At 69.2% G+C, this 21,011-nt stretch carries 18 protein-coding genes; 14 read left to right on the forward strand and 4 right to left on the reverse strand.

Going from position 1 to position 21,011, the window contains the following annotated elements:
- Positions 1 to 24: 24 nt before the first annotated feature.
- A complete protein-coding gene (locus tag ABH915_RS20000; RefSeq protein ID WP_370124626.1) occupies positions 25 to 945 on the reverse strand; it encodes a 2-hydroxyacid dehydrogenase in 921 nt (306 codons plus the stop codon).
- Positions 946 to 1,081: 136 nt separating this feature from the next.
- Here ABH915_RS20000 and ABH915_RS20005 point away from each other — a divergent pair, with 136 nt between their 5' ends.
- The 14 genes from ABH915_RS20005 (at position 1,082) to nboR (ending at position 16,329) form a co-directional block, all read left to right on the forward strand.
- Entirely contained in the window at positions 1,082 to 2,014 is a 933-nt protein-coding gene (locus tag ABH915_RS20005) for a serine hydrolase (protein WP_370124628.1), read from the forward strand.
- Between the two features lie 310 nt (positions 2,015 to 2,324).
- On the forward strand, positions 2,325 to 2,990 hold the full coding sequence (locus ABH915_RS20010; protein WP_370124630.1) for a response regulator transcription factor: 666 nt from the start codon (positions 2,325 to 2,327) through the stop codon (positions 2,988 to 2,990).
- A gap of 44 nt (positions 2,991 to 3,034) precedes the next feature.
- On the forward strand, positions 3,035 to 4,567 hold the full coding sequence (locus ABH915_RS20015; RefSeq protein WP_370124632.1) for an ATP-binding protein: 1,533 nt from the start codon (positions 3,035 to 3,037) through the stop codon (positions 4,565 to 4,567).
- A 301-nt stretch (positions 4,568 to 4,868) separates the two neighbouring features.
- On the forward strand, positions 4,869 to 6,092 hold the full coding sequence (locus tag ABH915_RS20020) for a glycosyltransferase family protein (RefSeq protein WP_370124634.1): 1,224 nt from the start codon (positions 4,869 to 4,871) through the stop codon (positions 6,090 to 6,092).
- A complete protein-coding gene (locus ABH915_RS20025) occupies positions 6,079 to 7,299 on the forward strand; it encodes a glycosyltransferase (protein ID WP_370124636.1) in 1,221 nt (406 codons plus the stop codon). The genes ABH915_RS20020 and ABH915_RS20025 overlap by 14 nt, the downstream gene beginning before the upstream one ends.
- Positions 7,296 to 8,471, forward strand: coding sequence for a glycosyltransferase (locus ABH915_RS20030; protein WP_370124638.1), 1,176 nt, complete (start codon positions 7,296 to 7,298; stop codon positions 8,469 to 8,471). Before ABH915_RS20025 ends, ABH915_RS20030 begins: the two co-directional genes overlap by 4 nt.
- The gene (locus ABH915_RS20035; protein ID WP_370124640.1) at positions 8,468 to 10,354 is read left to right on the forward strand and encodes an ABC transporter ATP-binding protein; all 1,887 of its coding nucleotides are present in this window, start codon (positions 8,468 to 8,470) and stop codon (positions 10,352 to 10,354) included. The genes ABH915_RS20030 and ABH915_RS20035 overlap by 4 nt, the downstream gene beginning before the upstream one ends.
- Positions 10,351 to 11,670 carry a phosphotransferase family protein gene (locus ABH915_RS20040; RefSeq protein ID WP_370124642.1) on the forward strand — a complete coding sequence of 440 codons (1,320 nt, stop codon included), beginning with the start codon at positions 10,351 to 10,353 and terminating at the stop codon, positions 11,668 to 11,670. The genes ABH915_RS20035 and ABH915_RS20040 overlap by 4 nt, the downstream gene beginning before the upstream one ends.
- Before the next feature lie 372 nt (positions 11,671 to 12,042).
- Positions 12,043 to 12,798, forward strand: a complete 756-nt coding sequence (locus ABH915_RS20045) for a phosphotransferase (protein ID WP_370124644.1) — start codon at positions 12,043 to 12,045, stop codon at positions 12,796 to 12,798.
- Positions 12,799 to 12,801: 3 nt separating this feature from the next.
- Positions 12,802 to 13,929, forward strand: a complete 1,128-nt coding sequence (locus tag ABH915_RS20050; protein WP_370124646.1) for a hypothetical protein — start codon at positions 12,802 to 12,804, stop codon at positions 13,927 to 13,929.
- 84 nt (positions 13,930 to 14,013) lie between these two features.
- On the forward strand, positions 14,014 to 14,850 hold the full coding sequence (locus ABH915_RS20055) for an alpha/beta fold hydrolase (protein ID WP_370124648.1): 837 nt from the start codon (positions 14,014 to 14,016) through the stop codon (positions 14,848 to 14,850).
- A 28-nt stretch (positions 14,851 to 14,878) separates the two neighbouring features.
- The gene (gene uraD, locus ABH915_RS20060; RefSeq protein ID WP_370124650.1) at positions 14,879 to 15,376 is read left to right on the forward strand and encodes a 2-oxo-4-hydroxy-4-carboxy-5-ureidoimidazoline decarboxylase; all 498 of its coding nucleotides are present in this window, start codon (positions 14,879 to 14,881) and stop codon (positions 15,374 to 15,376) included.
- Entirely contained in the window at positions 15,373 to 15,714 is a 342-nt protein-coding gene (uraH, locus tag ABH915_RS20065) for a hydroxyisourate hydrolase (protein WP_370124652.1), read from the forward strand. Before uraD ends, uraH begins: the two co-directional genes overlap by 4 nt.
- Before the next feature lie 6 nt (positions 15,715 to 15,720).
- Positions 15,721 to 16,329 (forward strand): nicotine blue oxidoreductase, encoded by a 609-nt coding sequence (gene nboR, locus ABH915_RS20070; RefSeq protein WP_370124654.1) that lies wholly within the window; start codon positions 15,721 to 15,723, stop codon positions 16,327 to 16,329.
- Positions 16,330 to 16,398: 69 nt separating this feature from the next.
- On the opposite strand, the gene ABH915_RS20075 is transcribed toward nboR, so the two are convergent.
- From ABH915_RS20075 to ABH915_RS20085, 3 genes are read right to left on the reverse strand one after another with little or no spacing between them, the layout of a single operon-like run.
- Positions 16,399 to 17,043 (reverse strand): uracil-DNA glycosylase, encoded by a 645-nt coding sequence (locus ABH915_RS20075; protein WP_370124656.1) that lies wholly within the window; start codon positions 17,041 to 17,043, stop codon positions 16,399 to 16,401.
- Entirely contained in the window at positions 17,044 to 19,983 is a 2,940-nt protein-coding gene (locus ABH915_RS20080) for a molybdopterin-dependent oxidoreductase (RefSeq protein ID WP_370124658.1), read from the reverse strand. It abuts the gene before it with no gap.
- Positions 19,984 to 19,985: 2 nt separating this feature from the next.
- Positions 19,986 to 21,011, reverse strand: coding sequence for an FAD binding domain-containing protein (locus tag ABH915_RS20085; protein WP_370124660.1), 1,026 nt, complete (start codon positions 21,009 to 21,011; stop codon positions 19,986 to 19,988).

Raw genomic sequence — 21,011 nt, forward strand, 5'->3', positions numbered from 1 at the left:
TGCCCGGGCCGTTGCCGCGCCCGATCAGCCGTTCAGCACCACGTTGGCCGGCGGTTCGCCCGCCAGCATCATCTGGATCTGCCGCTGCAGCAGCCGGCCCATCCGCGGGCGCATCGCCGAGCTCGCCCCGCCCACGTGCGGGCTGATGATGACGCCCGGGGTCCGCCAGAGCGGGTGGTCCTGCGGCAGGGGTTCGGGATCGGTGACGTCGAGTGCGGCGCGGATCCGGCCGGAGGCGGTGTGCCGGACCAGGGCCTCGGTGTCCGCCACCGGGCCGCGGGCCACGTTCACCACCAAGGCGCCGTCCGGCATGGCCGCGAGGAAGGCGTCATCAATGAGGTGCCGGGTGGAGTCGCTGAGCGGAACTCCCACCACCACAATGTCGTGCTCCGGCAGCAGCGTGGGCAGCTCCGCGATGCCATGGATCCGGCCGCGGTCATCCGTCCGTTCGGTGCTCGCCACCCGGGTCACGGACGTCTCGAATGGAAGGAGCCGGTCCTCGATCGCCTTGCCCACCCCGCCGTAGCCCACGATCAGGACGCGGCGGTCGGCCAGGCTGGCCGTGGGCCGGGCGTCCCACCGGCCCTCCTGCTGGTTCTGGATCAGGCGGGGCAGCTCGCGCTGGCTGGCGAGGATCAGGGCAAGCGCCAGCTCCGCGGTGGACGTCTCGTGCACGCCGGACGCGTTGGCGAAGACCCTCCCGGCCGGCAGGAACTCCGCCACCCCGTCGTACCCGATCGACTGGCTCTGCACCAGGGCCGTGTCCACATTTTCCAGACCGCGCAGAACCTGCGGGCCACCCATGTACGGCGGCACCACGATGTCGATCCGCGGCCTGGGCGGCTCACCGGCGAGGTCCCACTCCAGGACGGTGACGTCCGGGTGCGGCTGAAGGTATTCACGCAAGGTGGCGTCCGGCAGGCTGACAGTAATTTTCCGGGTCATGAATGCCAGCGTAGTGGACCCGCATCCGGGATTTTTGTCCCACTTGGGCCGCGCCCCGCGCGCTCCGTGGACTTCGCCCCCGGCCCGGCCTAACGTCGGAGGCTCCACCCAGTCGAGTCCGGAAAGGCCCACGCACATGACGAATCCGGGCCCCCGGCCGGCCGCTCCCACCCATCGCAGGAACGTGGCGCTCGTCTGGGCCGCCGCCGTACTGGTGCTGGCCGCCGTCGTGGTCCTCGGCGCCATCCGCACCGTCCCCTCACCCGGCAGTAATTCCCAGACACGTGACTTCCTGACCCGCGATTTCCCGACCGGTGACGTCCTGACCGTCGCCCACCAGCAGGCGCCGGACCCGGCGGAGGCCGCGCCGGCGGCCGCCGCCGTCGACCTTCCCGCCGGGATGCAGCGGATCATCGGCGAACACCCCGACCACCGGATCGGCGTCGCCGTGATGGACACCCGCGACGGCCAGCTGCAGAGCTACGGCGACGTGGCACCGTACACGGCGGCGAGCACCGCGAAGGTCCTGACGGCCGCCGCCTACTACCACCTCGTGGAAACCGGCGATAAGTCACTCGACGCTCCCCTGGGCGCGTTCAATGCCGCGTTCCAGCTCAAGGCCATGATCAACACCAGCAGCGACGACTCATGGCTCCTGCTGATGCGGGACATCGGCTACCCCAACCTCACCGCCTACGCCGCCACCCTCGGCATCACCTACGATCCCGAACAAAACCTGCTGGCCCCGGCGGACATGGCGCGGCTGCTGTCTCAGCTCGCCACGGGCAAACTGCTCAACGCCGACCACACCGCGGAGCTGCTCGGCTACATGCAGCACACCAATGACGAGGACCTCATCCCGGCCGCCGTCGCGCCCGGCATCACGGTGCACCACAAGTACGGCGTGGTTCAGGGCTACGTCCACGACGCCGCCCTGCTCAGCGCGGGCGACCTCTCCTACGCGGTGGTCATCTACACATGGGGCCCGGACGACGCCGACAGTGCGGACCGCCTGGACCTCATCCACGACCTGACTCGCCAGCTCACCGGTGCCCTGTTCGGGCCATAGCAGGCCAATACTGGCGTGCTGCTGCGAGTGACCTGTTAACAGTCTGAAAATCAACCGATCAAAGGTGGCGCCGGCTCCATTACGGGGGCAGGATGAAAGAAGCGGGAATAGTCTCAGCCGCAGCCCGACGTAACGCCACGGTGCTGGGCCGTCTCCTGAAGGAGCACCAGATGTTCATTCCTTCTGAATCTCGATCCTGCCGTCCCGCCGAACCCGGGACCTCCGGTCCCGCACGGGCTGCGCCGCCGCCCTGACCGGAACGCGCAGACCAGCCCGCCTCCCGGATCCGGGCGTTTTCAAGGGAGTCACCTTGATCCGTATCCTTATTGCCGAAGACGAAGAACGCATCTCCCGCTTCATCGAAAAGGGCCTGCGCGCGGCTGGCTACGTGCCCACAGTGGTCGCCGACGGCGTCACGGCCGTGGACTACGCCTCCAGCGGCGAATTCGATCTCCTGCTCCTGGACATCGGGCTCCCCCGCCTGGACGGGTACGCCGTCCTCGCGGCGCTGCGCCGCGGCAAGGTGGGCATCCCGGTCATCTTCCTCACGGCCCGCGGATCCTCCAGCGACACCGTCGCAGCGCTGGAGGGCGGCGCTGACGACTACATCGTCAAGCCGTTCCACTTCGAGGAACTCGTGGCCCGCATCAAGGCCCGGATCCGCAAGTCGGACACCGGCGATGTGCTGGCGGGAAGCGTCATGCGCTACGGGCCCCTGGAGCTGAACCTGCTCACCCACTCGGTCAGCGTCGACGGCAGGATGGTGGAACTCTCCGCCCGCGAATTCGCGCTGGTGGAAATGTTTCTGCTCCACCCCGGGCAGGTCCTGAGCCGGCAGCAACTGCTCAGCCACGTCTGGGGCTACGACTTCGACGGCACGTCCAACGTGGTGGACGTGTACGTGCGCCAGTTGCGGATGAAACTCGGCGCGGACCGCATCCTCACGACCCGCGGCGCCGGGTACCGCCTCAGCTAGGCGAAGCAGGCTGATCCTCGCAGGAAGGGAACAGAGTGGCCACCTTGGATGAACATCCCAGTGAAGACGGCCAGGCCGCGCCGCCGGCTGCCTTCCCTGAGACGGAAACCCAGGACCCGTCCGGCTGGGGCGCAAAGATCCACTCGGTGCGCTTCCGGGTGGTGGCCGCCATGCTGGGCATGATGCTCGCCGGGCTTGTCACCGCGGGATTGGTCACGTTCGTGGTGCAGTTCCAGGAGGCTGATGCCAGGCTCGACCAGGCCCTTCTGGACAAGGCCAACGCCGTGGTCAAGATCGTGCAGACCAAGAAGAAAACGTCCGGGGACTACGCCAACAGGACGTACGTCAGCGCCCTTCACGAGGCCGCGGAAGATATCGAGCCGCGCAGCAACGAGGTCATGGCCGGGATCGTGGACGGGCGCGTGGCGTGGACCGTCGAGGGCAACGGGGACAAGGCCCTTCTGGAAGACAGCATGTTGGCCGACGCCGTCGGGCTCAGCAACCCGGCCGGCGCATCCTTCGGCGAACTCGACGCCGACGGGCGCCCGCTCCGGACCGTGGTGGTGCCCATGAGGGGCGCCACGGGCACGTTCTTCCTGGTCGGCCGGGACGCCGGCGACCAACGCGAGCACAACGCCAGCTCGGTCCGGACGTACTCGCTGGTGGCCTTCGCCATGCTCCTTGCAGCCGCGGTGATCGGCAGCATGGTCGCGGGGCGGTTGCTCGATCCGCTCCGGCGCATGCGCGAGGCCTCCAGGGCGGTCGGCCCGGAGGACCTCACGCAACGGGTGGAGGTGCGCAAAGGTGAGGACGACGTCACCCTGCTTGCCAAGACCTTCAACACCATGCTGGAAAGGCTGGATGAGGGCGCCCAGCAACAGCAGCAGTTCCTGGACGACGCCGGCCATGAGCTGCGCACCCCGCTGACCATTCTCCGCGGGCACCTCGAGCTGGAGACGGTCGATGATCCGGACGACGTCATTGCCACCCGGGACGTGCTGCTGGACGAGGTGGACCGGATGCAGCGCCTGGTGGATGACCTCCTGCTGCTCGCCAACTCCGGCGAGATCGGCTTCATCCAGCGTGAACCCGTCCGGATCCCGGAGCTCCTCGATCAGGTCATGGAGAAGGTGCACGTCCTCGCCGACCGGCACTGGCAGATCGATGAAAGGGCCGACTACGTGGTGGAGGCGGATCCTCAGCGCCTCACCCAGGCACTGGTCCAGCTCGCCGCGAACGCCGTCAAGTACACCAGGCCATCGTCCACAATCGCGCTCGGTTCCCGAATCGAGCGACCGACGGCGACCGACGGCACCTCGCTGCCCCCGCAGGACACCCTCGTGCTGTGGGTGCGCGATGACGGGATCGGTATCGCCGCAGAGGACCAGCAACGGATCTTCGAACGGTTCGGCCGCGTGCACACGGGCCGCGGCGTGGAAGGCTCGGGACTGGGCCTTGCCATCGTCGCGGCGATCGCCCAGGCGCACGGTGGCGTGGCCACGGTGGAATCCGAATACGGCCACGGGGCCACATTCATGATCCGGATCCCCCTGCAGTCCTCCGGCGTCCGCGTCTGACCTGCCCCGCCGTCGTACCTTGCCCGCACCCGATGGCGCCCGCATCTGACCGTTCCCGTACCCCACGCGCCCGTGCCTAAGCGCGGGGCCGCAAATGCGGGGCCTTTGATGAGGAATCCTTAATCTTCCCCTCATCCCATCCTCACTCTCGGGGCGCAGGCTGATGCATACCATCAGACAGCACCGGCCCGGACACAGTTGCGATCGCAGCCAGCCCGGGGAAAACGGGGGCGGGGGAGGATTTGCTGTGGAGCCAATGCGGATAGTGCTGTACTCACATGATTCAGTGGGCCTGGGACATGTGCGTCGGAATCTAGCCCTGGCCCACGCGCTGAACAATCAGCTTCCCGGCCTGATCGGCCGCCCCGTCACCGGAATCCTCATCACCGGCACGGCCCTCGCACCGGCGTTCCGGCTGCCCGAGCGGTGGGACTGGGTGCTTCTTCCCGGTGTGGCAAAGGGATCCGCGGGCTACCTGCCGCGGAACCTGACGTTGCCCATGGGGGAGCTCGTGCCGTTGCGGGCCAGGCTGCTGCAGGCAACGCTGGCCGGCTTCTCCCCGCACCTCGTGGTGGTGGACCGGCACGCCACGGGCGTCCACGGCGAACTCGAAACAGCCTTGCGGCACGCCCGCACCGCCGGGCCCGTGCGTGTGGTGCTGGGCCTCCGCGAGGTCCTTGACTCGCCCGCCGCGGCCGTTGCCGAATGGGCCAGGGTGGGCGGTCCCCGCGTGGTGAAGGACCTGTTCGATGCCATCTGGGTGTACGGCGATCCCGCCGTCCACGACCCCGTAGCCGCCGGCGAAATACCGTTCGCCCTCCGAAAGCTCATCCGGTACACGGGCTACCTCGCCGAGGGGCGCCCCTCGGCCTCCGGCACCAACTGCATGCCCGGGCGGTACTGCATGACGACGGTCGGCGGCGGCTCGGACGGCTATGCCCTGGCCCGCGTCGCCGTCGCCACGCCGGTCCCCGACGGGATGGGACACCTCGTGGTCGCCGGGCCGCAGATGCCCGCCGAGCAGCTCAACGACCTCCGGCAGCGGGCCCGCCCCGGCGTGAAAGTCGTCTCCACCGTCGATGACATCGTGTTCCACCTCCGGCACGCCGCCGCCGTCGTGGCCATGGGAGGCTACAACACGGTGTGCGAAATCATGAGCACGCCCGTCCCCGCCCTGATCGTGCCCCGCACGCAGTCGCGCGCCGAGCAGCGCATCCGGGCCGCTTCCCTCGCCGCGGCCGGGTACCTGGAACAACACGAGATTGGCACGCTGACGCCGGAAATCCTGGCCGCCTGGCTGGCCGCCCGGTTCGGCACCACCGTGGACCGCCGTCGTGCGGTGCTGGACGGCCTGATCCGGGTTCCGCAACTGGCCGCCGAGCTGCTGCAGCCGCTGCTCAATGCCGACCTGGCGAAATCAGACCGGGCCAATCAGGTCAGCGCCGATCTGGCCGCCGATCAATTCAGCGCGGACGAAAGCGATGCCGCAGCGAGCGTGAAGGGTGCCAGCCGTGTCGCCGTTTGAACCCGGGACAGCGTACGTCCTGAAGACGTACCCGCGGTTCTCCGAAACGTTCATCGTTTCGGAGATCCTGGCCCGCGAGGCGGCCGGGGACCGGATCGAGATCTTCTCCCTCCGGCCCACCGACGACCCCCGGTTCCACCCCGAGCTCGCCCGGGTCCAGGCACCGGTGACGTACATTGACCGCCCCATCAAGACTGTGGCCGTATGGGAGAGCCTCCGGATGGCTGACGCGGCCGGGCTCACGGCCGCCGTCGGCCGGAATCTGGGCGAACTCGCCGCCGCCAGGGCGGACGACGCCGTGCAGGCCATCAACCTGGCCACCGCGCTGCAGGACCGGAACATCCGGCACATGCACGTCCACTTCGCCTCGGGATCAACCACCGTCGCCCGGCTGACGTCCCTCATTACCGGCATCCCGTTCTCATTCACCGCACACGCGGTGGATATCTTCCATGAATCGGTCCAGGACGAGGACCTGCGGCTCAAGCTCGAGCAGGCCCACCACGCCGTGACCATCAGCCAGTACAACATGCGTTACCTGCGCCGCCGCTTCCCGTCCTCGACGGCCCGGCTCCATCTGGTGCGCAACGGGCTGGAACTGGAGCGTTTCCCGTACCGGGAGCCGCGGCCGCTCGGAGCCACCCTCCGGATCGCCGCCGTCGGGCGCCTGGTGGAGAAAAAAGGCTTCCAGTATCTGCTGCCCGCGGCCGCCGAACTGCTGGACCAGGGGGTCAAACTGGACCTCCGGATCGCCGGGACCGGGCTCATGGCCGAGGAGCTGGAGGCCAGCATCGGCCAGCTCCGGCTCGGCGGGTACGTCCGCCTCCTCGGCCCGCAGACCCAGGACCAGGTGCACGAGCTGCTCAACTCCTCCGATGTCTTCGTGGCGCCCTGCGTGGTCGGCGCCGACGGCAACGCGGACGGCATGCCCACCGTCCTGCTCGAGGCCATGGCCACCGGCGTCCCCTGCATCAGCACGTCCGTGACCGGGATCCCCGAAGTGGTCCGGAACGGCTCCACCGGTGTCCTGGTCCGGCCGGGCAACCCGCACGCCCTGGCCCGCGGCATCTGCACGCTCGGCTCCCCGGCCACGGACAGGGTCGCCATGTCCCGCAGCGCCCGCGCCCTGATCGAGGAGGACTACGACGTCCACCGCCAGGCCGAGCTCCTGAGGTCCCTCTCCCGTTCGGAAAGGAGAGTCGCATGACACGCGTGGCCTATCTCTGCGCCGACCCCGGCGTTCCTGTTTTCGGCACCAAGGGCTCCTCCGTCCATGTCCAGGAAATCGTCCGGGCGTGGCGCGGGACCGGCGCCGCCGTCACCGTCTACTGCACCCTGCTCGGCACCGAGCGGCCCAGCGACCTTGCCGATCTCGACGTCGTCGAAGTCAAGCCGGAATCCGTGCCCGCCGCCGCGCGGGAACGGGCGGTCCAGGACGCCGCGCTGGGCCTGGCGGACGAGGTCCTGCGCAACGGCTGCGGGCTGTTCTACGAGCGCTATTCGCTGTTCAGCCCGGCGCTGTCCGTGGTGGCCCGCATCCTGGACGTGCCGTCCGTGCTTGAGGTCAATGCTCCGCTGATCGAGGAGCAGCAGCGGTACCGCCAGCTGCTCGATGTGAAGAAGGCTGAGACGGTGTTCCGCCGCAACGCCGCAACGGCCGACGTCGTGGCCTGCGTCTCGGATCCCGTGGTGCGCTGGGTACGGGCGCGGGTGCCGACCGCGCGGACCGTGCTGGCACCGAACGGAGTGAACGTCGAGCGGATCCCGGCCCGCCGCCCCGGCCGCCGGAACCCGGACCACCTCACCGTCGGGTTTGTCGGAACCCTGAAGCCCTGGCACGGTGTCCCCGGCCTGTTGCACGGTGTGGCGCTGGCCAATCAGCAGACCGCCGACCCGGCCTTGCGCTGGCACCTCCACGTGGTGGGTGACGGCCCCGGCCGGCAGGACCTCGAACGCCTCGCCGAGTCCCTCGGCGTGCCGACGGTGTTCACGGGCGCCGTTGCTCCGGCTTCGGTGCCCGGCCTCCTGGCAGAATTCGACGCCGCCGCCGCACCCTATCCCCCGGACGGACCTGGCCAGGACGATTACTTCTCGCCGCTGAAGGTTTTTGAGTACCTGGCCGCCGGGCTGCCCGTGATCGCGAGCGCCGTGGGCCAGATCCCGTCCATCATCCAGGACGGCCGCACCGGGATCCTCATCCCGCCCGGGGACCCCGCCGCGCTCGCGGACGCCCTCCTCCGGCTCGGCGAAAACCCGAATTTGCGGGAAAAGCTGGGGCTCGAGGCCCGTAACGACGCCGTGCAGCGGTTCAGCTGGAGCGGGGTGCTGTCCCGGATCACCGGGGCGCTGCCGCCTGCGCGCAGACTGGCCAGGCAATGACCACCACGGCCAGGCATTCGAGCCCCCGCAGCTGGCGGACCCTGTGGCGGCCGACCGGCGCCAGCGCACCGGCTGAACTCTCACCGCTGCGGCGGACCTTGCGGTGCGTCCGCCCGCATTTGCGCGGGCACAGGCTGCTCATCACCTGGGGATTCATTGCCATGGCCGTGGAGATCCTCTTCCGGCTTCTTGAGCCGTGGCCAGTGAAAATCGTCCTGGACTCCGTCTCACACTCACTCGGCGCCAATCTGCGCAGGTCCCCGTTCAGCGTGGAGGCGAGCGCGGAGGTGCTGCTCCTCTGCGCCGGCGCGGTGGTTGCCATCAGCCTCATCCGGGCCGTGGCCGGCTACATGTCTGCGATTTCGTTTGCCCTCGTGGGTACCCAAATTTCCACCGAACTGCGCGCCCGGACCTTCCGCCACCTCCAGGGCCTGTCGATGCGCCACCATAACCGCGCCTCCACCGGAGACACGGTCCAGCGGCTCGTCGGGGACGTATCCCGGCTGCAGGATGTGGCTGTCACTGCGGGGCTCCCCCTGATCGGCAATGTCGTGTCGCTGATCGCCATGATGATCATCATGCTCTGGCTCGATCCTCTGATCGCCCTGGTGACGTTCCTGTCCATCGGCATATTCATCGTGTATTCCCGCAAGAGCTCGGGATCGATTACTACCGCCGCCCGCAAGTCTCGCAAGGGTGAAAGCGCCCTGGCCACCACAGCCGCACAGACGCTGGGAGCCATGCGCGAAGTCCAGGCGTATGGGCTCGAGGACACCATCAGCTCGGGCTTCAGCAAGAGCAACCAGGCGGCATTTGGTTCCGGTGTGGTTACGCTCCGGCTGGCCGCCAGCCTGCAACGGAAAACCGACGTCCTGACCGGAATCGCAACGGCGGTGGTCCTGGCTGCCGGCGGCTGGAGGGTGATGCAGCATGCGATGACCCCGGGTGATCTGGTCGTTTTCCTGACCTACCTGAAGACCGGGCTGAGGCCACTCAAGGATGTGGCCAGGTACACGAGCCGCATCGCCCGCGCGACGGCCTCCGGGGAACGGGTCGCGGACCTGCTCGAGGCCCAGAGTGACGTGCCCGAGTCACCGCACGCCGTCGCCCTCAAGAACCCGCACCCGGACATTGTGTTTGATGACGTCTGGGCCGGCCACTTCGAGGAAACCGCGGTCCTCAAAGGAATCACCCTGACCATACCGGCAGGCCAGCACTGCGCCGTGCTGGGGCCCTCCGGGGCCGGGAAGTCCACGCTGGCGAGCATGATCCTTCGGATGGTGGACCCCTGGAAGGGGAGCGTCAGCCTCGGCGGCGAGGACCTCCGGGACCTGAAGATCGCTTCCGTGCGCGCCCACGTCTCCATCCTGCTCCAGGACTCCGTGCTGTTCGGAACCTCGGTCCGGGAGAACATCAGGTTCGGCCGCCTCGATGCCACCGATGAGGAGATCGAAGCCGTGGCGGTCCTTGCCCAGGCCGACGGTTTCATCCGCGCACTGCCCCAGGGCTACGAAACCGTCCTCGGCGAGGCAGCCAGCGATCTCTCCGGAGGCCAGCGCCAACGGCTGGCCGTCGCCCGCGCGATGCTCCGCAAGGCCCCCATCGTGATCCTGGACGAGGCGACGGCGGGGCTGGATCCGGCATCCCGGGACTCGGTCCTCAGCGCCCTGGACACCCTCACCGAGGGCCGGACCTCCGTCACGATTACCCACGACGTCATCTCGGCGCAATCCTGCGACCGGGTGATCTGGCTCGAAGACGGCGAAATCCTCGAAGACGGGCCGCCGCAGGCATTGCTGGCCGATCCCGAGTCCCGCTTCGCCGGCTGGGTCCATCGGCAACAGACCGGCGAACCGGGTGAACTGTTCAAGGTGCCGACATGAGCACGGCCCCGCAGGGAGAACAGTTGCAGGGATGGCTGCAGGGAGAAGGACTGCAGCCGCAGCGGCGCGAAGCCGACCGTGCCCTCGCGGCCCGGGACCCCCGGATCCCGGGCCTGAACTGGCTCCTCGACGACGAGCTGCTCTCCGAGCTCCTGGGTGAAAGCGTCCGGATCACCAGGACCCGCTACAAGCCGCACAGCTCGGCCCTCGTCGTCTTCCGCCGCGCCGGCAACGGCGCCGGCAGCTACGGCTGGGCATCGACCACCGCCCCCGAGCACGTCGGGAAACTGCAACGGCGGGCGGACAGTTCGCAACAGCGAGGCGGCGGCATCCGGCTTATCCAGCCCGATCATCTCCACCCCGACGTCGCCGTGGCGGCCGGTCCCATCGAGGAGGACTGGCCGCTGCGCCCCAACCTGCGGTGGCTCCGGGACCACGGACTCCAACGGCTCGGAGCGCTCCCCGCGGCAGGGCGCTTCCTGGACCCCCCGCTCAGCGTGCTCAGATACAACCCGGAGCGCAGGCTCGTTGCCAGGGTCCCCACGCAGACGGTCCCCGTCGTCATCAAGACCGCCGTACAAGCTGACGAAGCTGCCGCCGGACTCCGCCTGCGGCAGCGGCTTCAGAGCCACGGCATCCCGGTCCTGCCCGAACTCGCGGACCCGGAATGCGCCGCGCACGGCATCAGTGCCTCCCCGGGCTGGGGCCAGGGAGACCTGGGCGGCGGCGGCAACGATCCGGCCGCCTACCGGGCCGGCCAAGCCCTGGCAGCGATCCATGGCATAGACGCGGGCGCCGGGGCGGACCCGATGGCGGACAGGGAGGACCTGGCACGCCAGCTCGCCGCCACGCGGTCCATGATTACCTGCCTGCTCCCCGGGCTCCAGGCTCCGGTGGACGCACTCACCGGCCGGCTCCTGGCAGCTGTCGGCGCCGCCGGCCCCCAAAGGCAACAGCCTGTGCTGGTCCATGGTGACTTTTCGGCGGACCAGGTACTGGTGGACGGCCCGGCCATCCGCATCATCGATTTCGACCGCGTGACGACCTCCGACCCGGCGAGGGACCTTGGGTCCTTTGCCGCGGTGGAGGACATCGCAGACCCCGCCGGCGCCGGGCCCGTCGCCGGCGGCCGCAAGACGGCCCTGCTGATCGACGGTTACCGCGAGGCCGGCGGGCACGTGACGCAGGCCAGGGTGGATAGCTGGGCGGCCTTCCGGTTGTTCCTGAACAGCGTCGACCCGTTCCGGAACCGGGCCAGCGACTGGCCGGCCGACACGAACTGGCATATCCGCCGAGCCTTGGAGCTGATCGCGTGAACTGGCACCCGCCGCTGTGGAATTACACCGACGACGCCGGCACCGCGTGGCGCGTCCGCAAGGCCTGGCCCGACAAAGAACCCGGGGAATACCTGCTGGAGGTTGTGACTGCGGGACGGCCCGGCGCCCGGGGAGCCCATCTGAGCCAGGGCCATTTTGAGCTCCTGCCGGAGGACGACCCTCAACTGCCGGCCCTTCGGACGGAAAGACAGCGCGGGGAAATCATTTCCCACTGGCCCTACACGCGGGCGGTCATCCGGGCGGAGGGCTGCTACATCAAGGTCTTCCGGCCAGGCAGCGCCGCCGTCCCCGCCGAACGGTGCGCTCAGATGGACCGCCTGCTGGGACGCCGGTGCCTTCACGGCGCCCAAAGTGCTGCAGAGCTCCCCGGACACCCTCGTTCTCAGCGCGCTCTCCGGACCGACGCTGGGCGAAATCGGCGAGGACTACGTCACGATCGGCGAAAAGGAGTTTGCCGGCGTATGGGAAGAGTGGTCCCGCGCGTGGCTCGCCCAGCTGGGCACGGCGTCGGACGCCAGCAAGAAGACCGTTCTGGACACCTTGCCGGTCCGCTCACCGGAAGTGGAAGCGAAGGCTGTGGCCCGGTGGCTGAAACGATGGCTGCGCCACACGGCGAATGTTCCGGTGCTGTCCACCCAACGCGATTTCTTGATCGCCATGGCAGAGCAGGTGACGACGGACCTGCTCCGGACGGCACCGGACCCGCTGGTCTGGGCGCACGGAGACCTGCACGACCGGCAGATCATCGCCGGCGACGGCCGATCCCCCTTCGGATTGCTGGACTTCGACGATGCTTCCCAGGCCGAGGCCGCCCGCGACCTCGCCTATCTGGATTTCCATCTGGAGCGGCGCCTGCTGCGCAACAACCTGACGCCGGCGCGATATCTTAAGGCCCACACGGAGGTGCTGGCCGTCGCCGAGCAATTGCAGGTCAGCCCGGATCGGTTCGATGCCTACTCGGACGCACGCTGGCTGCGGCTGGCCTGTTCTTCGCTTCCTTCGGGCTCGACGCTGGCGACCCACGTTCTCGAGGAACGGTTAGAGCATCGCCGGGCCTTCGGATCCACCACATTGACCGCCGGCCTGTCCATCGGATCCCGGAACTGACCAATGGGCTGGCATCCACCCGTCCCGGCCGCCATCCTGGATGCTGACAACACCGAATGGCAGGTCATCCGGTCCTGGCCCGACGACGCCGCGGAGGACTACGTTCTGGAGCTGGCAGCGCCCGGCCGGGCAGGGGTCCGGGCAGCCCACCTCCGGGCGGGGCAGTTGGAGCTCCTGCGGGACGGCCGCGACCGGCGTCTGCCCGCCCTGAAACACGCGTCGCCGCTGGGTGAGGTGGTGGTGCACCGGGCCCACAAGCGTGCCGTGGTCAGGGCCGGGGAACACCACCTCAAGATCTTCCGGGCCCGGCAGTCCGACGAAGCAGTGGGCAGGCACGAACGGATGAACGAACTCCTCGGCGCAGGGGACTTCCTCACCCCGGAAATTGTTTCCTCCACCCCTGGCTGCCTCACCCTCATGACGCTGCCCGGGCGTTCCCTGTTCGAGCTGGGAAACGACCCCGCGGTCAGCGAAATGGTCTTTGACCAAGCCTGGCAAAAATGGTCCCGGGCCTGGGTCCGGCAGCATTCCCTGGCCCGGGCTCCGGCGCAGCGCCCCGCGCTCGAGGCGCTCCCGCCGCGGACGGCCGCCGTCGAACTGGCGAGACTGCAACGCACGGTGAATCTGTGGCTGGTGCATGCCGGGGGCATTCCGGCGGCGCAGCCTGAGCGCGCCGCCGTCCGCGGGGCCGCAGGGCAGGCCGCCCAAAAGCTGCTCCGGGCCGATCCGGATCCGCTGATGTGGTCCCACGGGGATCTTCACGACAAGCAGATTTTCACCCTGGATCCCGACGCTCCCCTGGGTCTTTTGGACTTCGACGAAGCCTGCCGAGCCGAGGCCGCCGCCGACCTCGCCAACATCGCCGTGCATCTTCAGCTGCGCCTGCACCAGCACCGCCTGACCGCCGAACGGTACCAAACCGCCCGCCGCCACGTTCTCGCCACGGCCGAAGAGCTGCAGGTCACCCCTGCACGCTTCGACGCCTACGCCGCCGCGACCCGCCTGAGGCTCGGTTGCCTGTATTCCTTCCGGCCCCAGTGGGCGGATCTGGCGGAAGATTTCCTCACTCCGGATGCTGAACAGGCCCTGGCGGCGGGGGTTCCGGCCGCTAAAGTGGAGCCCACGTACTGACTGCAGACCGTAGAGAACCGCAGCGCCCTGCTCTGCCGAGCACTGCACCACTGCGCACTGCGCCGAACCGGGAGGACCGCTGGCATGGCTTACATCAAGGTTGGAACCGAAAACAGCACAGACGTCGAGCTCTACTACGAGGACCATGGTTCCGGCCAGGCCGTGGTCCTGATCCATGGCTACCCGCTGGACGGCTCGTCCTGGGAAAAGCAGACCGCGGCGCTGCTCGGCGCGGGCTACCGTGTGATCACCTACGACCGGCGCGGCTTCGGACAGTCCAGCAAGCCCACCGAGGGCTACGACTACGACACGTTCGCGGCGGACCTGAACACCATCCTGACCACCCTCGACCTGAACGACGCCGTGCTGGTGGGCTTCTCCATGGGCACCGGCGAAGTGGGCCGGTACCTCGGAACCTACGGCTCCGCCCGGGTGGCGAAGGCCGTGTTCCTGGCCTCCCTGGAGCCGTACGTGCTGCAGGCCGAGGACAACCCCGGCGGTGTCCCGCAGTCCGTGTTCGACGGGCTGATGGAGGCCGTGACGGCGGACCGGTACGCCTTCTTCACGGAATTCTTCAAGAACTTCTACAACAGCGACACTTTCCTGGGCACCCCGCGGCTCAGCCAGGAGGTCATGAACGCGGGCTGGAACCTCGCCACCGGGGGTGGGGCCACGGCGTCGTCGGCAGCGCAGCCGACCTGGCTCACGGACTTCCGTGCCGACATCCCCAAGATCGATGTCCCGGCCCTCATTGTGCACGGCACGGCGGACAACATCCTGCCGATCGACGTCGCCGGACGCCAGTTCGCCAAGGCGCTGCCCAGTGCCGAGTACGTGGAGATCGACGGCGCCCCGCACGGCATGCTGTGGACCCACGCCGCGGAGGTCAACGAGGTCCTGCTGCGGTTCCTGGCGAGCTAGCCGGGAACTGGCATCGAGGATCTGGCACATGCTGCTGGAAGACTTTAACGCTGCCGGACGCCCGGAAGCCGCGGCCGCCCTGCGCCCCTGCCTGGACATTGGCCGGTGGATTGAGGAGCTCGTCGATTCCCGGCCCTTCGGCAGCACCGGACGCCTCCTCGACGCCGCCCGCCGCGCCGCGGAGCCCTTCACCGCCGCGGAGGTGGAGGCCGCCCTGGCCCACCATCCCCGGATCGGTGAACGGGCCGCAGGAAACAGCACGGAGGCCCGGCTCTCGCAGTCGGAGCAGGCGACTCTTGGCGTCCCGGATCCGGCCGTCGCGGCAGCCCTCGCCGAGGGGAACCGGCACTATGAAGAACGATTCGGCCAGGTGTTCCTGATCCGCGCGGCCGGCCGCAGCCGGGAGGAGATCCTGGCCGCCCTCACCACCAGGCTCGCCCACACCCCCGAAGAGGAACTAGCAGTCATCGGCCAGCAGTTGCGCGAAATCGCGGTGCTCCGACTCGAAGGACTGATCCGCGCATGAGCACTTCCCACATCACCACGCACGTCCTGGACACAGGCTCCGGCAAGCCCGCCGCGGGCGTCGCCGTCACCCTGGACAGGTTCGACGGCGGCCGCTGGGTCAGGGTCGCGGCGGGCGCCACGGATGAGGACGGGCGCGTCACGTCGCTTGGTCCCGACAGCCTGGGCTCGGGAACATACAGGCTGGGCTTCGACACCGGAGCCTACTACGCCGCCGCCGGGACCGAGACCTTCTTCCCCGAAGTCACCCTGGTTTTCGCGGTGTCCCAATCGCAGCCCCACTACCACGTCCCCCTGCTGCTCAGCCCCTTCGCCTACTCCACCTACCGCGGCAGCTAGCGGCACATGGGCAATAGCGGAGCACCGGGCACGACGGCGGTGCTGCTGGCCGCCGGCGCAGGGACGCGGCTGGGGCTCGGGCCCAAGGCGCTGCTGCCCTTCCGTGGCCGCACGCTGGTTGAAGTGCTCGCTGACGTGCTGCTCGCGGGCGGCTGCCGGGAAGTGGTGACGGTACTCGGCGCGGACGCGGCAACGGTCCGCGCCGGCACCGACCTCAGCCGGCACCGGGTCATCGAGAACGCGGACTGGGACACCGGGATGGGCAGTTCGTTCCGGGCGGGCGTTGCCGCGGCGCCCCAGGCAGACCATGTGCTCATCGCACTGGTGGACCAGCCCGGACTGACCACCGAGACTGTTGCACGGCTGATTGCAGCCCACCGGCCCGGCCGGGTGACGGCGGCCGCCTACCGCGATGCGGAAGGGACGCTCCAGCGCGGACACCCGCTGCTGCTCGATGCCGGACTCCGCGCGGAAGCCGCGGAGACAGCAACGGGCGACGCCGGAGCGCGCGTCTTCCTGCGCGCCCACCCGGACCTGATTGATCTGTTGGACTGCAGCGACCTCTCCGGCGGCGAGGACCTCGACACCCCCGAACAGCTGCACCTCCTCGATTAAGGACAACGCGGGGTCAGATACGGCCCATTAGGGCCCCTCCAATGGGCCGTATCTGACCCCGCGTTGGTTTTAGCGCGAGTGGGCCAACAGTTCCTGCAGGCCACGCTTGAAACCGGACCGGCCGCCATGGGCCGGGTGCCTGATTTTCGGCACATCAAAGCCGCTGCGCTGCAGGCTGCGGTGCGCCACATTGCCCACGGCCACCACGGTTTCGATGGAAAACGCCTCCGTCAGCGCCTGCCAAAACGGAGTTCCCAGTGCAGCCTCGGAAGCCCTCGGCGTGCGGTTGGACAGCGGCCGCCCGGCCACGTGGGTGTGCCACGGGTAGGCGCTCCACAGCAGGGGCAGGAACTCCAGCTCGGCCAGGACCTGCCACATCACCGTGGCCGTCGGTTCCGCGGCTATGCCTTCGGAGTCTGCCGGAAGCACGTACCCCTTTCCCGGCCCAAACAGGCCAAACTCGTTGGCGGGGCCTTCGAACATGGTGCGGTTTGTGAAGGGAACTCCCGTGATCCTCATGCCCCGGAATCCCGGAGCCTCGCCCAGCAGCAGCACGTCAGGGCGCCGGTCCAGCATTTCCTGCAGATAGAGCTCCAGGTTCCGGCGGCGCAGGGCATTGCCGGCAGCGGCAAAATCAAAAAAGTTCTGGCTGTCCGGCCCGGTCTGCACGGACGCCAGCCTGTCCACGAAGGCCCGGATCGCGGGATCGGACATTCAGGGCGCTCCTATGGAGGGGACCAGCCCTGCTTCCTTCAGGCCCAGGTAGATCTTGTCCCGGGAGATGGGCAGCTGGGAGAACCTCACGCCGGTGGCGTTCCGGATGGCGTTCGCGAGCGCCGGCGCCACCGGATTGAACGGGCTCTCGCTCATGGACTTCGCGCCCAGCGGGCCCAGCTTGTCGCTGGTGTCGGCGAAGTACACCTCGCTGCGCGGCACGTCGGCGAAGGAGGGGACGTGGTACTGCCGCAGGACGTCGGTGGTGACGCGGCCGGCGTCGTCCACTGTGACCTCCTCGTAGAGCGCAGAGCCGAGGGCCTGCGCGATCCCGCCTTCGATCTGGCCGCGGCATTGGCGCGGATTGACCACCACGCCGGCGTCGGCCGCCTGCACGCTCTGCAGGATCCGCAACTCCCCCGTCCCGGTGTTCACGGCCACCCGGAAGCCCTGGACATTGAACGCCACGGAACGCGGCGTCCCGGCCCAACGCCCCTCGGCGGCGAGCCCGACGCCGGCCTGCTCCGCGGCATCGTAAATTTCCGCCAGGGGCACCCGGGTTCCCTCGCAGACCACGGCGTCCCCGTCCAGCACGCAGCCTGAGGGCGGCACGCGGCGGAGGCCGGCGGCGAAGTCGCGGATGCGGCGGGCGAGGTCCTCTGCGGCGGCCAGCGTCGCTTTGCCGGCCACCACAGTCCCGGCAGATCCGAACGCACCGGAATCGTGGTCCACGAGGTCGGTGTCGGACTGCCGCACGGTGACGCGGGCGGCGGAGGTGGACAGCGCGGTGGCCGCGAGCTGCGCGTGGACGGTGGTGGTGCCGTTGCCGAATTCTGCCGTCCCGACGTCGGCGGCGTAGGTCCCGTCGGGCAGGAGCCGGAGCCTGGAGTGGGCAAAGTGGCCGCGTGGCGGAACGGTGTCGATCATGGACAGGGCGGTCCCCTCCCCGACCACCCAGTCCTGGCCCAGGCTGTCGGGGCCGGCCGCGCGGAAGCGTTCCCGTCCACGGGCCAGGGCGTCCTCCACCAGCTTCGTGCACTGGTCCAGGCCGTAGCTGCCGTAGCGGACGTCCTCTTGGGGCTCGTCGCTAATGGACAGCATGTCGTCGCCCTCCCGGACCATGTTCCGGCGGCGGAACTCCAGGGGGTCCATGCCGATCCCTGCCGCGAGTTCGTCGATGCCGGATTCGATCGCGAAGATCATTTGGCTGAGCCCGTAGCCGCGGAAGGCACCAGACGGCACGGTGTTGGTGTACACGGCATGGGCGTCCACTTTCTTGTTGGCGCACTTGTACACCGCCAGCGACTCGCCGCAGCCGTGGAACATGACCCCGGTGGCGTGGTTGCCGTAGGCGCCCGTGTTGGTGAGCACCTCCAGCTGGAGGGCGGTCAGCCGTCCCTCGCGGCTGGCGCCGGCCTTGAGATGGATGGTGAAGGGATGCTTGGTGGTGGCGGCGGTGAACTGTTCGGTCCGGGTGAATTCAAGCTGCACGGGGCGGTTCAGCCTCAGGGCGGCCAGCGCCACGACGTCCTCGGTGAGCACCTCCTGTTTGCCGCCAAAACCGCCGCCCACCCGTCCGGCCACTACCCGGATCTGGTCTTCCGGCAGGCCGAATACCCGGCCCAGGGTCCGCCGCACCAGGAACGGGACCTGGCTGGAGGTGCGGATCAGCAGCCGCCCGTCACTGCCGAAGGAGGCGATGGAGGCGTGGGTTTCGAGCGCCATGTGCTGCACCCGTTGGGTCCGGTAGGTGTGTTCGTGGATGAAGTCCGCCGCGGCGAAACCGGCCGCCACGTCGCCGAGCTCGGAATGCAGTTCCGCCACGACGTTCCGCTCCGGCCGGCTGATCCGGGCCGTGGTCGCGTCCTTGTCCCCATGAAGGGCGGGGGCGCCGGGGAACATGGCGTTCTCCGGGGTGAAGACGGCGTCCAGCACGTCGTAGTCGACCTTCAGGGCGCGCACGCCTGCCTCCGCCGCGGCCACCGTCCCGGCGACGACGGCGGCGACCCGCTGGCCGATGAAGCGCACGACGTCGTCGAACACGCGGGTATCGTCCGGGTCATCGGTGTAGAGCTCGTGCTGCGCGGTCGAAAACAGCTGCGCCGGGGAGTCCTCGTGGGTGAGGACCGCCGCGACGCCGGGAATCGCCAGCGCGGCCGCTGCGTCGATGGAGCGGATCCGGGCGTGGGCATGCGGGGAGCGCAGCAGCTTCACGTGCAGCAGCCCGGGCAGCTCTTCGGCCGGGACGTCCAGGGTGTAGCGGGCCCGCCCAGTGACGATGGCGAGGCCGGCCGGCGCGGGAACGTCGTCGCCCAGTTGTCCGGGGCGCGGCCCCGGCCGGCCGGGCCCCTCGGTTGAGGTGGCCGGGCCGGAGGTGGCCGGGGTTGAGATGACCGGGGTTGAGACGACCGGGGTTGAGATGACCGGGGTTGAGGTGGCCGGGTGGGAGGTGGCCGGGTGGTTCCCCGTCCCGCAGACGGCGTCCTCGATGGCCGTGTACCCGGTGCACCGGCACAGGTTGCCCTTGAGGTTCCGCGGCAGGTCCGCCTTCTGCCCGTCATCGAACGTGGCGGCCGTCATCACCATGCCGGCCGTGCAAAACCCGCACTGGAAGCCCTGCCGGTCCAGGAACTGCTGCTGCATCGGATGGAGCGCGGCGCCGTCGGGGTCATCAGTTCCGCCGGAGGCGCTGGCGGCAGCCAATCCTTCCACCGTGGTGACCGCGCGGCCTTCCGCGCGGACGGCGGGATAAATGCAGCTGTGCACCGGGACCCCGTCCACGTGCACCGTGCAGGCGCCGCAATCGCCGGCGTCGCAGCCCTTCTTCACGCCCAGGTTCCCCTGCTCGCGAAGGAACGTGCGCAGGCACTGGCCGGGACGGGGCTCGGCCTGCGCCGGGACGCCGTTGATCCCGATTCTGGCGTGGAACTCGGTTGTCATGGTCAGGCCTCTTCCGTCCGGGACCCGGCACGCCGGGGCTCTGTCCGCGGTGGCGCTGTCCGCGGCGGCTCCGTCCGCGGGGGCTCTGTCCGCAGCGGCTCTGTCCGCGTGGAAGGGGCCCGCGGCGGCCAAAAGTCACCGGAGAAGCGCAGCGGACCGCGGCCTGCCGGCGCGGTGAGTTCGGCCCTGATTTCATGGGCCAGCCGGTAGGTCATGTCCTTGCGCCAGGCGGGCAGGCCGTGGACGTCGTCGTGGTACAGCTCATCGGGGATCGCGGCATCCAAGGCCTCGGAGAGAGGATCAGGGAGAGAGTCGGCGGGCGCCGCCGCGGAGGGCAGCAGGTGCAGCCGCACCGGGCGTTTGGTGGCTGCTGTGACGGTCAGGACCAGGGCGCCGTCGGCGTCGAGCCTTCCGATCAGCAGCACCGCGGACCTGCCCAGGTTGCTCAGCGACAGCCGGCGGAAGGCCACCGGGGAGGACAGTGCCGCCGCCGGCAGGCTCACGCTGCGCAGGAGCTCGCCGGGAGCGAGGCAGTTCGTTCCGTCGCCCGTGACGAACTCCAGCACGGGGAGCATGCGGCGGGCACCGCCGGGGCCCAAAATGGTGGCCGTGCCGTCGAGGGCCGCGCAGAGCGAAATCATGGGCCCGGCCGGCAGGGAGGTGCACAGGTTGCCGCCCACCGTGGACATGGTCCAGACCTTGAAGGAGGCCACAAAGGACTCGCAGCAGGGGCGGATGAGCGCCACGCCGGGCCAGTCCCCGGCCAGTTCCCGGCCGGGGACCGACTCAGGGAACGCAGACAGTTGCGCGATAGTGCAGGTTGCCGCCAGCTCGATGCCGGCCGCCGAGACGGTCAGGGGTGTCCAGTCCGTGGAGCCGAGGTCCAGGAGACGCCGGGGCGGTTCCGGTCCGGCGTCGGGGCTCCCGGAGGAGAAAAGCACAGTGCCCCCCGCGAGCCAGGCGTCGCCCTCGCGCCACTGCGCCGGATCCGCGGTGCGGACCATGGCCTCGACGGTGTTCAGGTCCAT

The organism is Arthrobacter sp. MW3 TE3886 (assembly GCF_041262145.1).
Lineage (GTDB): Bacteria > Actinomycetota > Actinomycetes > Actinomycetales > Micrococcaceae > Arthrobacter.

Excerpts from the sequence above, each read along its gene's own strand:
- ABH915_RS20000 (WP_370124626.1), bottom strand. The coding sequence starts at position 945 with ATGACCCGGAAAATTACTGTCAGCCTGCCGGACGCCACCTTGCGTGAA.
- ABH915_RS20005 (WP_370124628.1), top strand. The coding sequence starts at position 1,082 with ATGACGAATCCGGGCCCCCGGCCGGCCGCTCCCACCCATCGCAGGAAC.
- ABH915_RS20030 (WP_370124638.1), top strand. The coding sequence starts at position 7,296 with ATGACACGCGTGGCCTATCTCTGCGCCGACCCCGGCGTTCCTGTTTTC.
- ABH915_RS20035 (WP_370124640.1), top strand. The coding sequence starts at position 8,468 with ATGACCACCACGGCCAGGCATTCGAGCCCCCGCAGCTGGCGGACCCTG.
- ABH915_RS20040 (WP_370124642.1), top strand. The coding sequence starts at position 10,351 with ATGAGCACGGCCCCGCAGGGAGAACAGTTGCAGGGATGGCTGCAGGGA.
- ABH915_RS20050 (WP_370124646.1), top strand. The coding sequence starts at position 12,802 with ATGGGCTGGCATCCACCCGTCCCGGCCGCCATCCTGGATGCTGACAAC.
- ABH915_RS20055 (WP_370124648.1), top strand. The coding sequence starts at position 14,014 with ATGGCTTACATCAAGGTTGGAACCGAAAACAGCACAGACGTCGAGCTC.
- uraD (WP_370124650.1), top strand. The coding sequence starts at position 14,879 with ATGCTGCTGGAAGACTTTAACGCTGCCGGACGCCCGGAAGCCGCGGCC.
- uraH (WP_370124652.1), top strand. The coding sequence starts at position 15,373 with ATGAGCACTTCCCACATCACCACGCACGTCCTGGACACAGGCTCCGGC.
- nboR (WP_370124654.1), top strand. The coding sequence starts at position 15,721 with ATGGGCAATAGCGGAGCACCGGGCACGACGGCGGTGCTGCTGGCCGCC.
- ABH915_RS20075 (WP_370124656.1), bottom strand. The coding sequence starts at position 17,043 with ATGTCCGATCCCGCGATCCGGGCCTTCGTGGACAGGCTGGCGTCCGTG.
- ABH915_RS20080 (WP_370124658.1), bottom strand. The coding sequence starts at position 19,983 with ATGACAACCGAGTTCCACGCCAGAATCGGGATCAACGGCGTCCCGGCG.
- ABH915_RS20085 (WP_370124660.1), bottom strand. The coding sequence starts at position 21,011 with ATGGACCTGAACACCGTCGAGGCCATGGTCCGCACCGCGGATCCGGCG.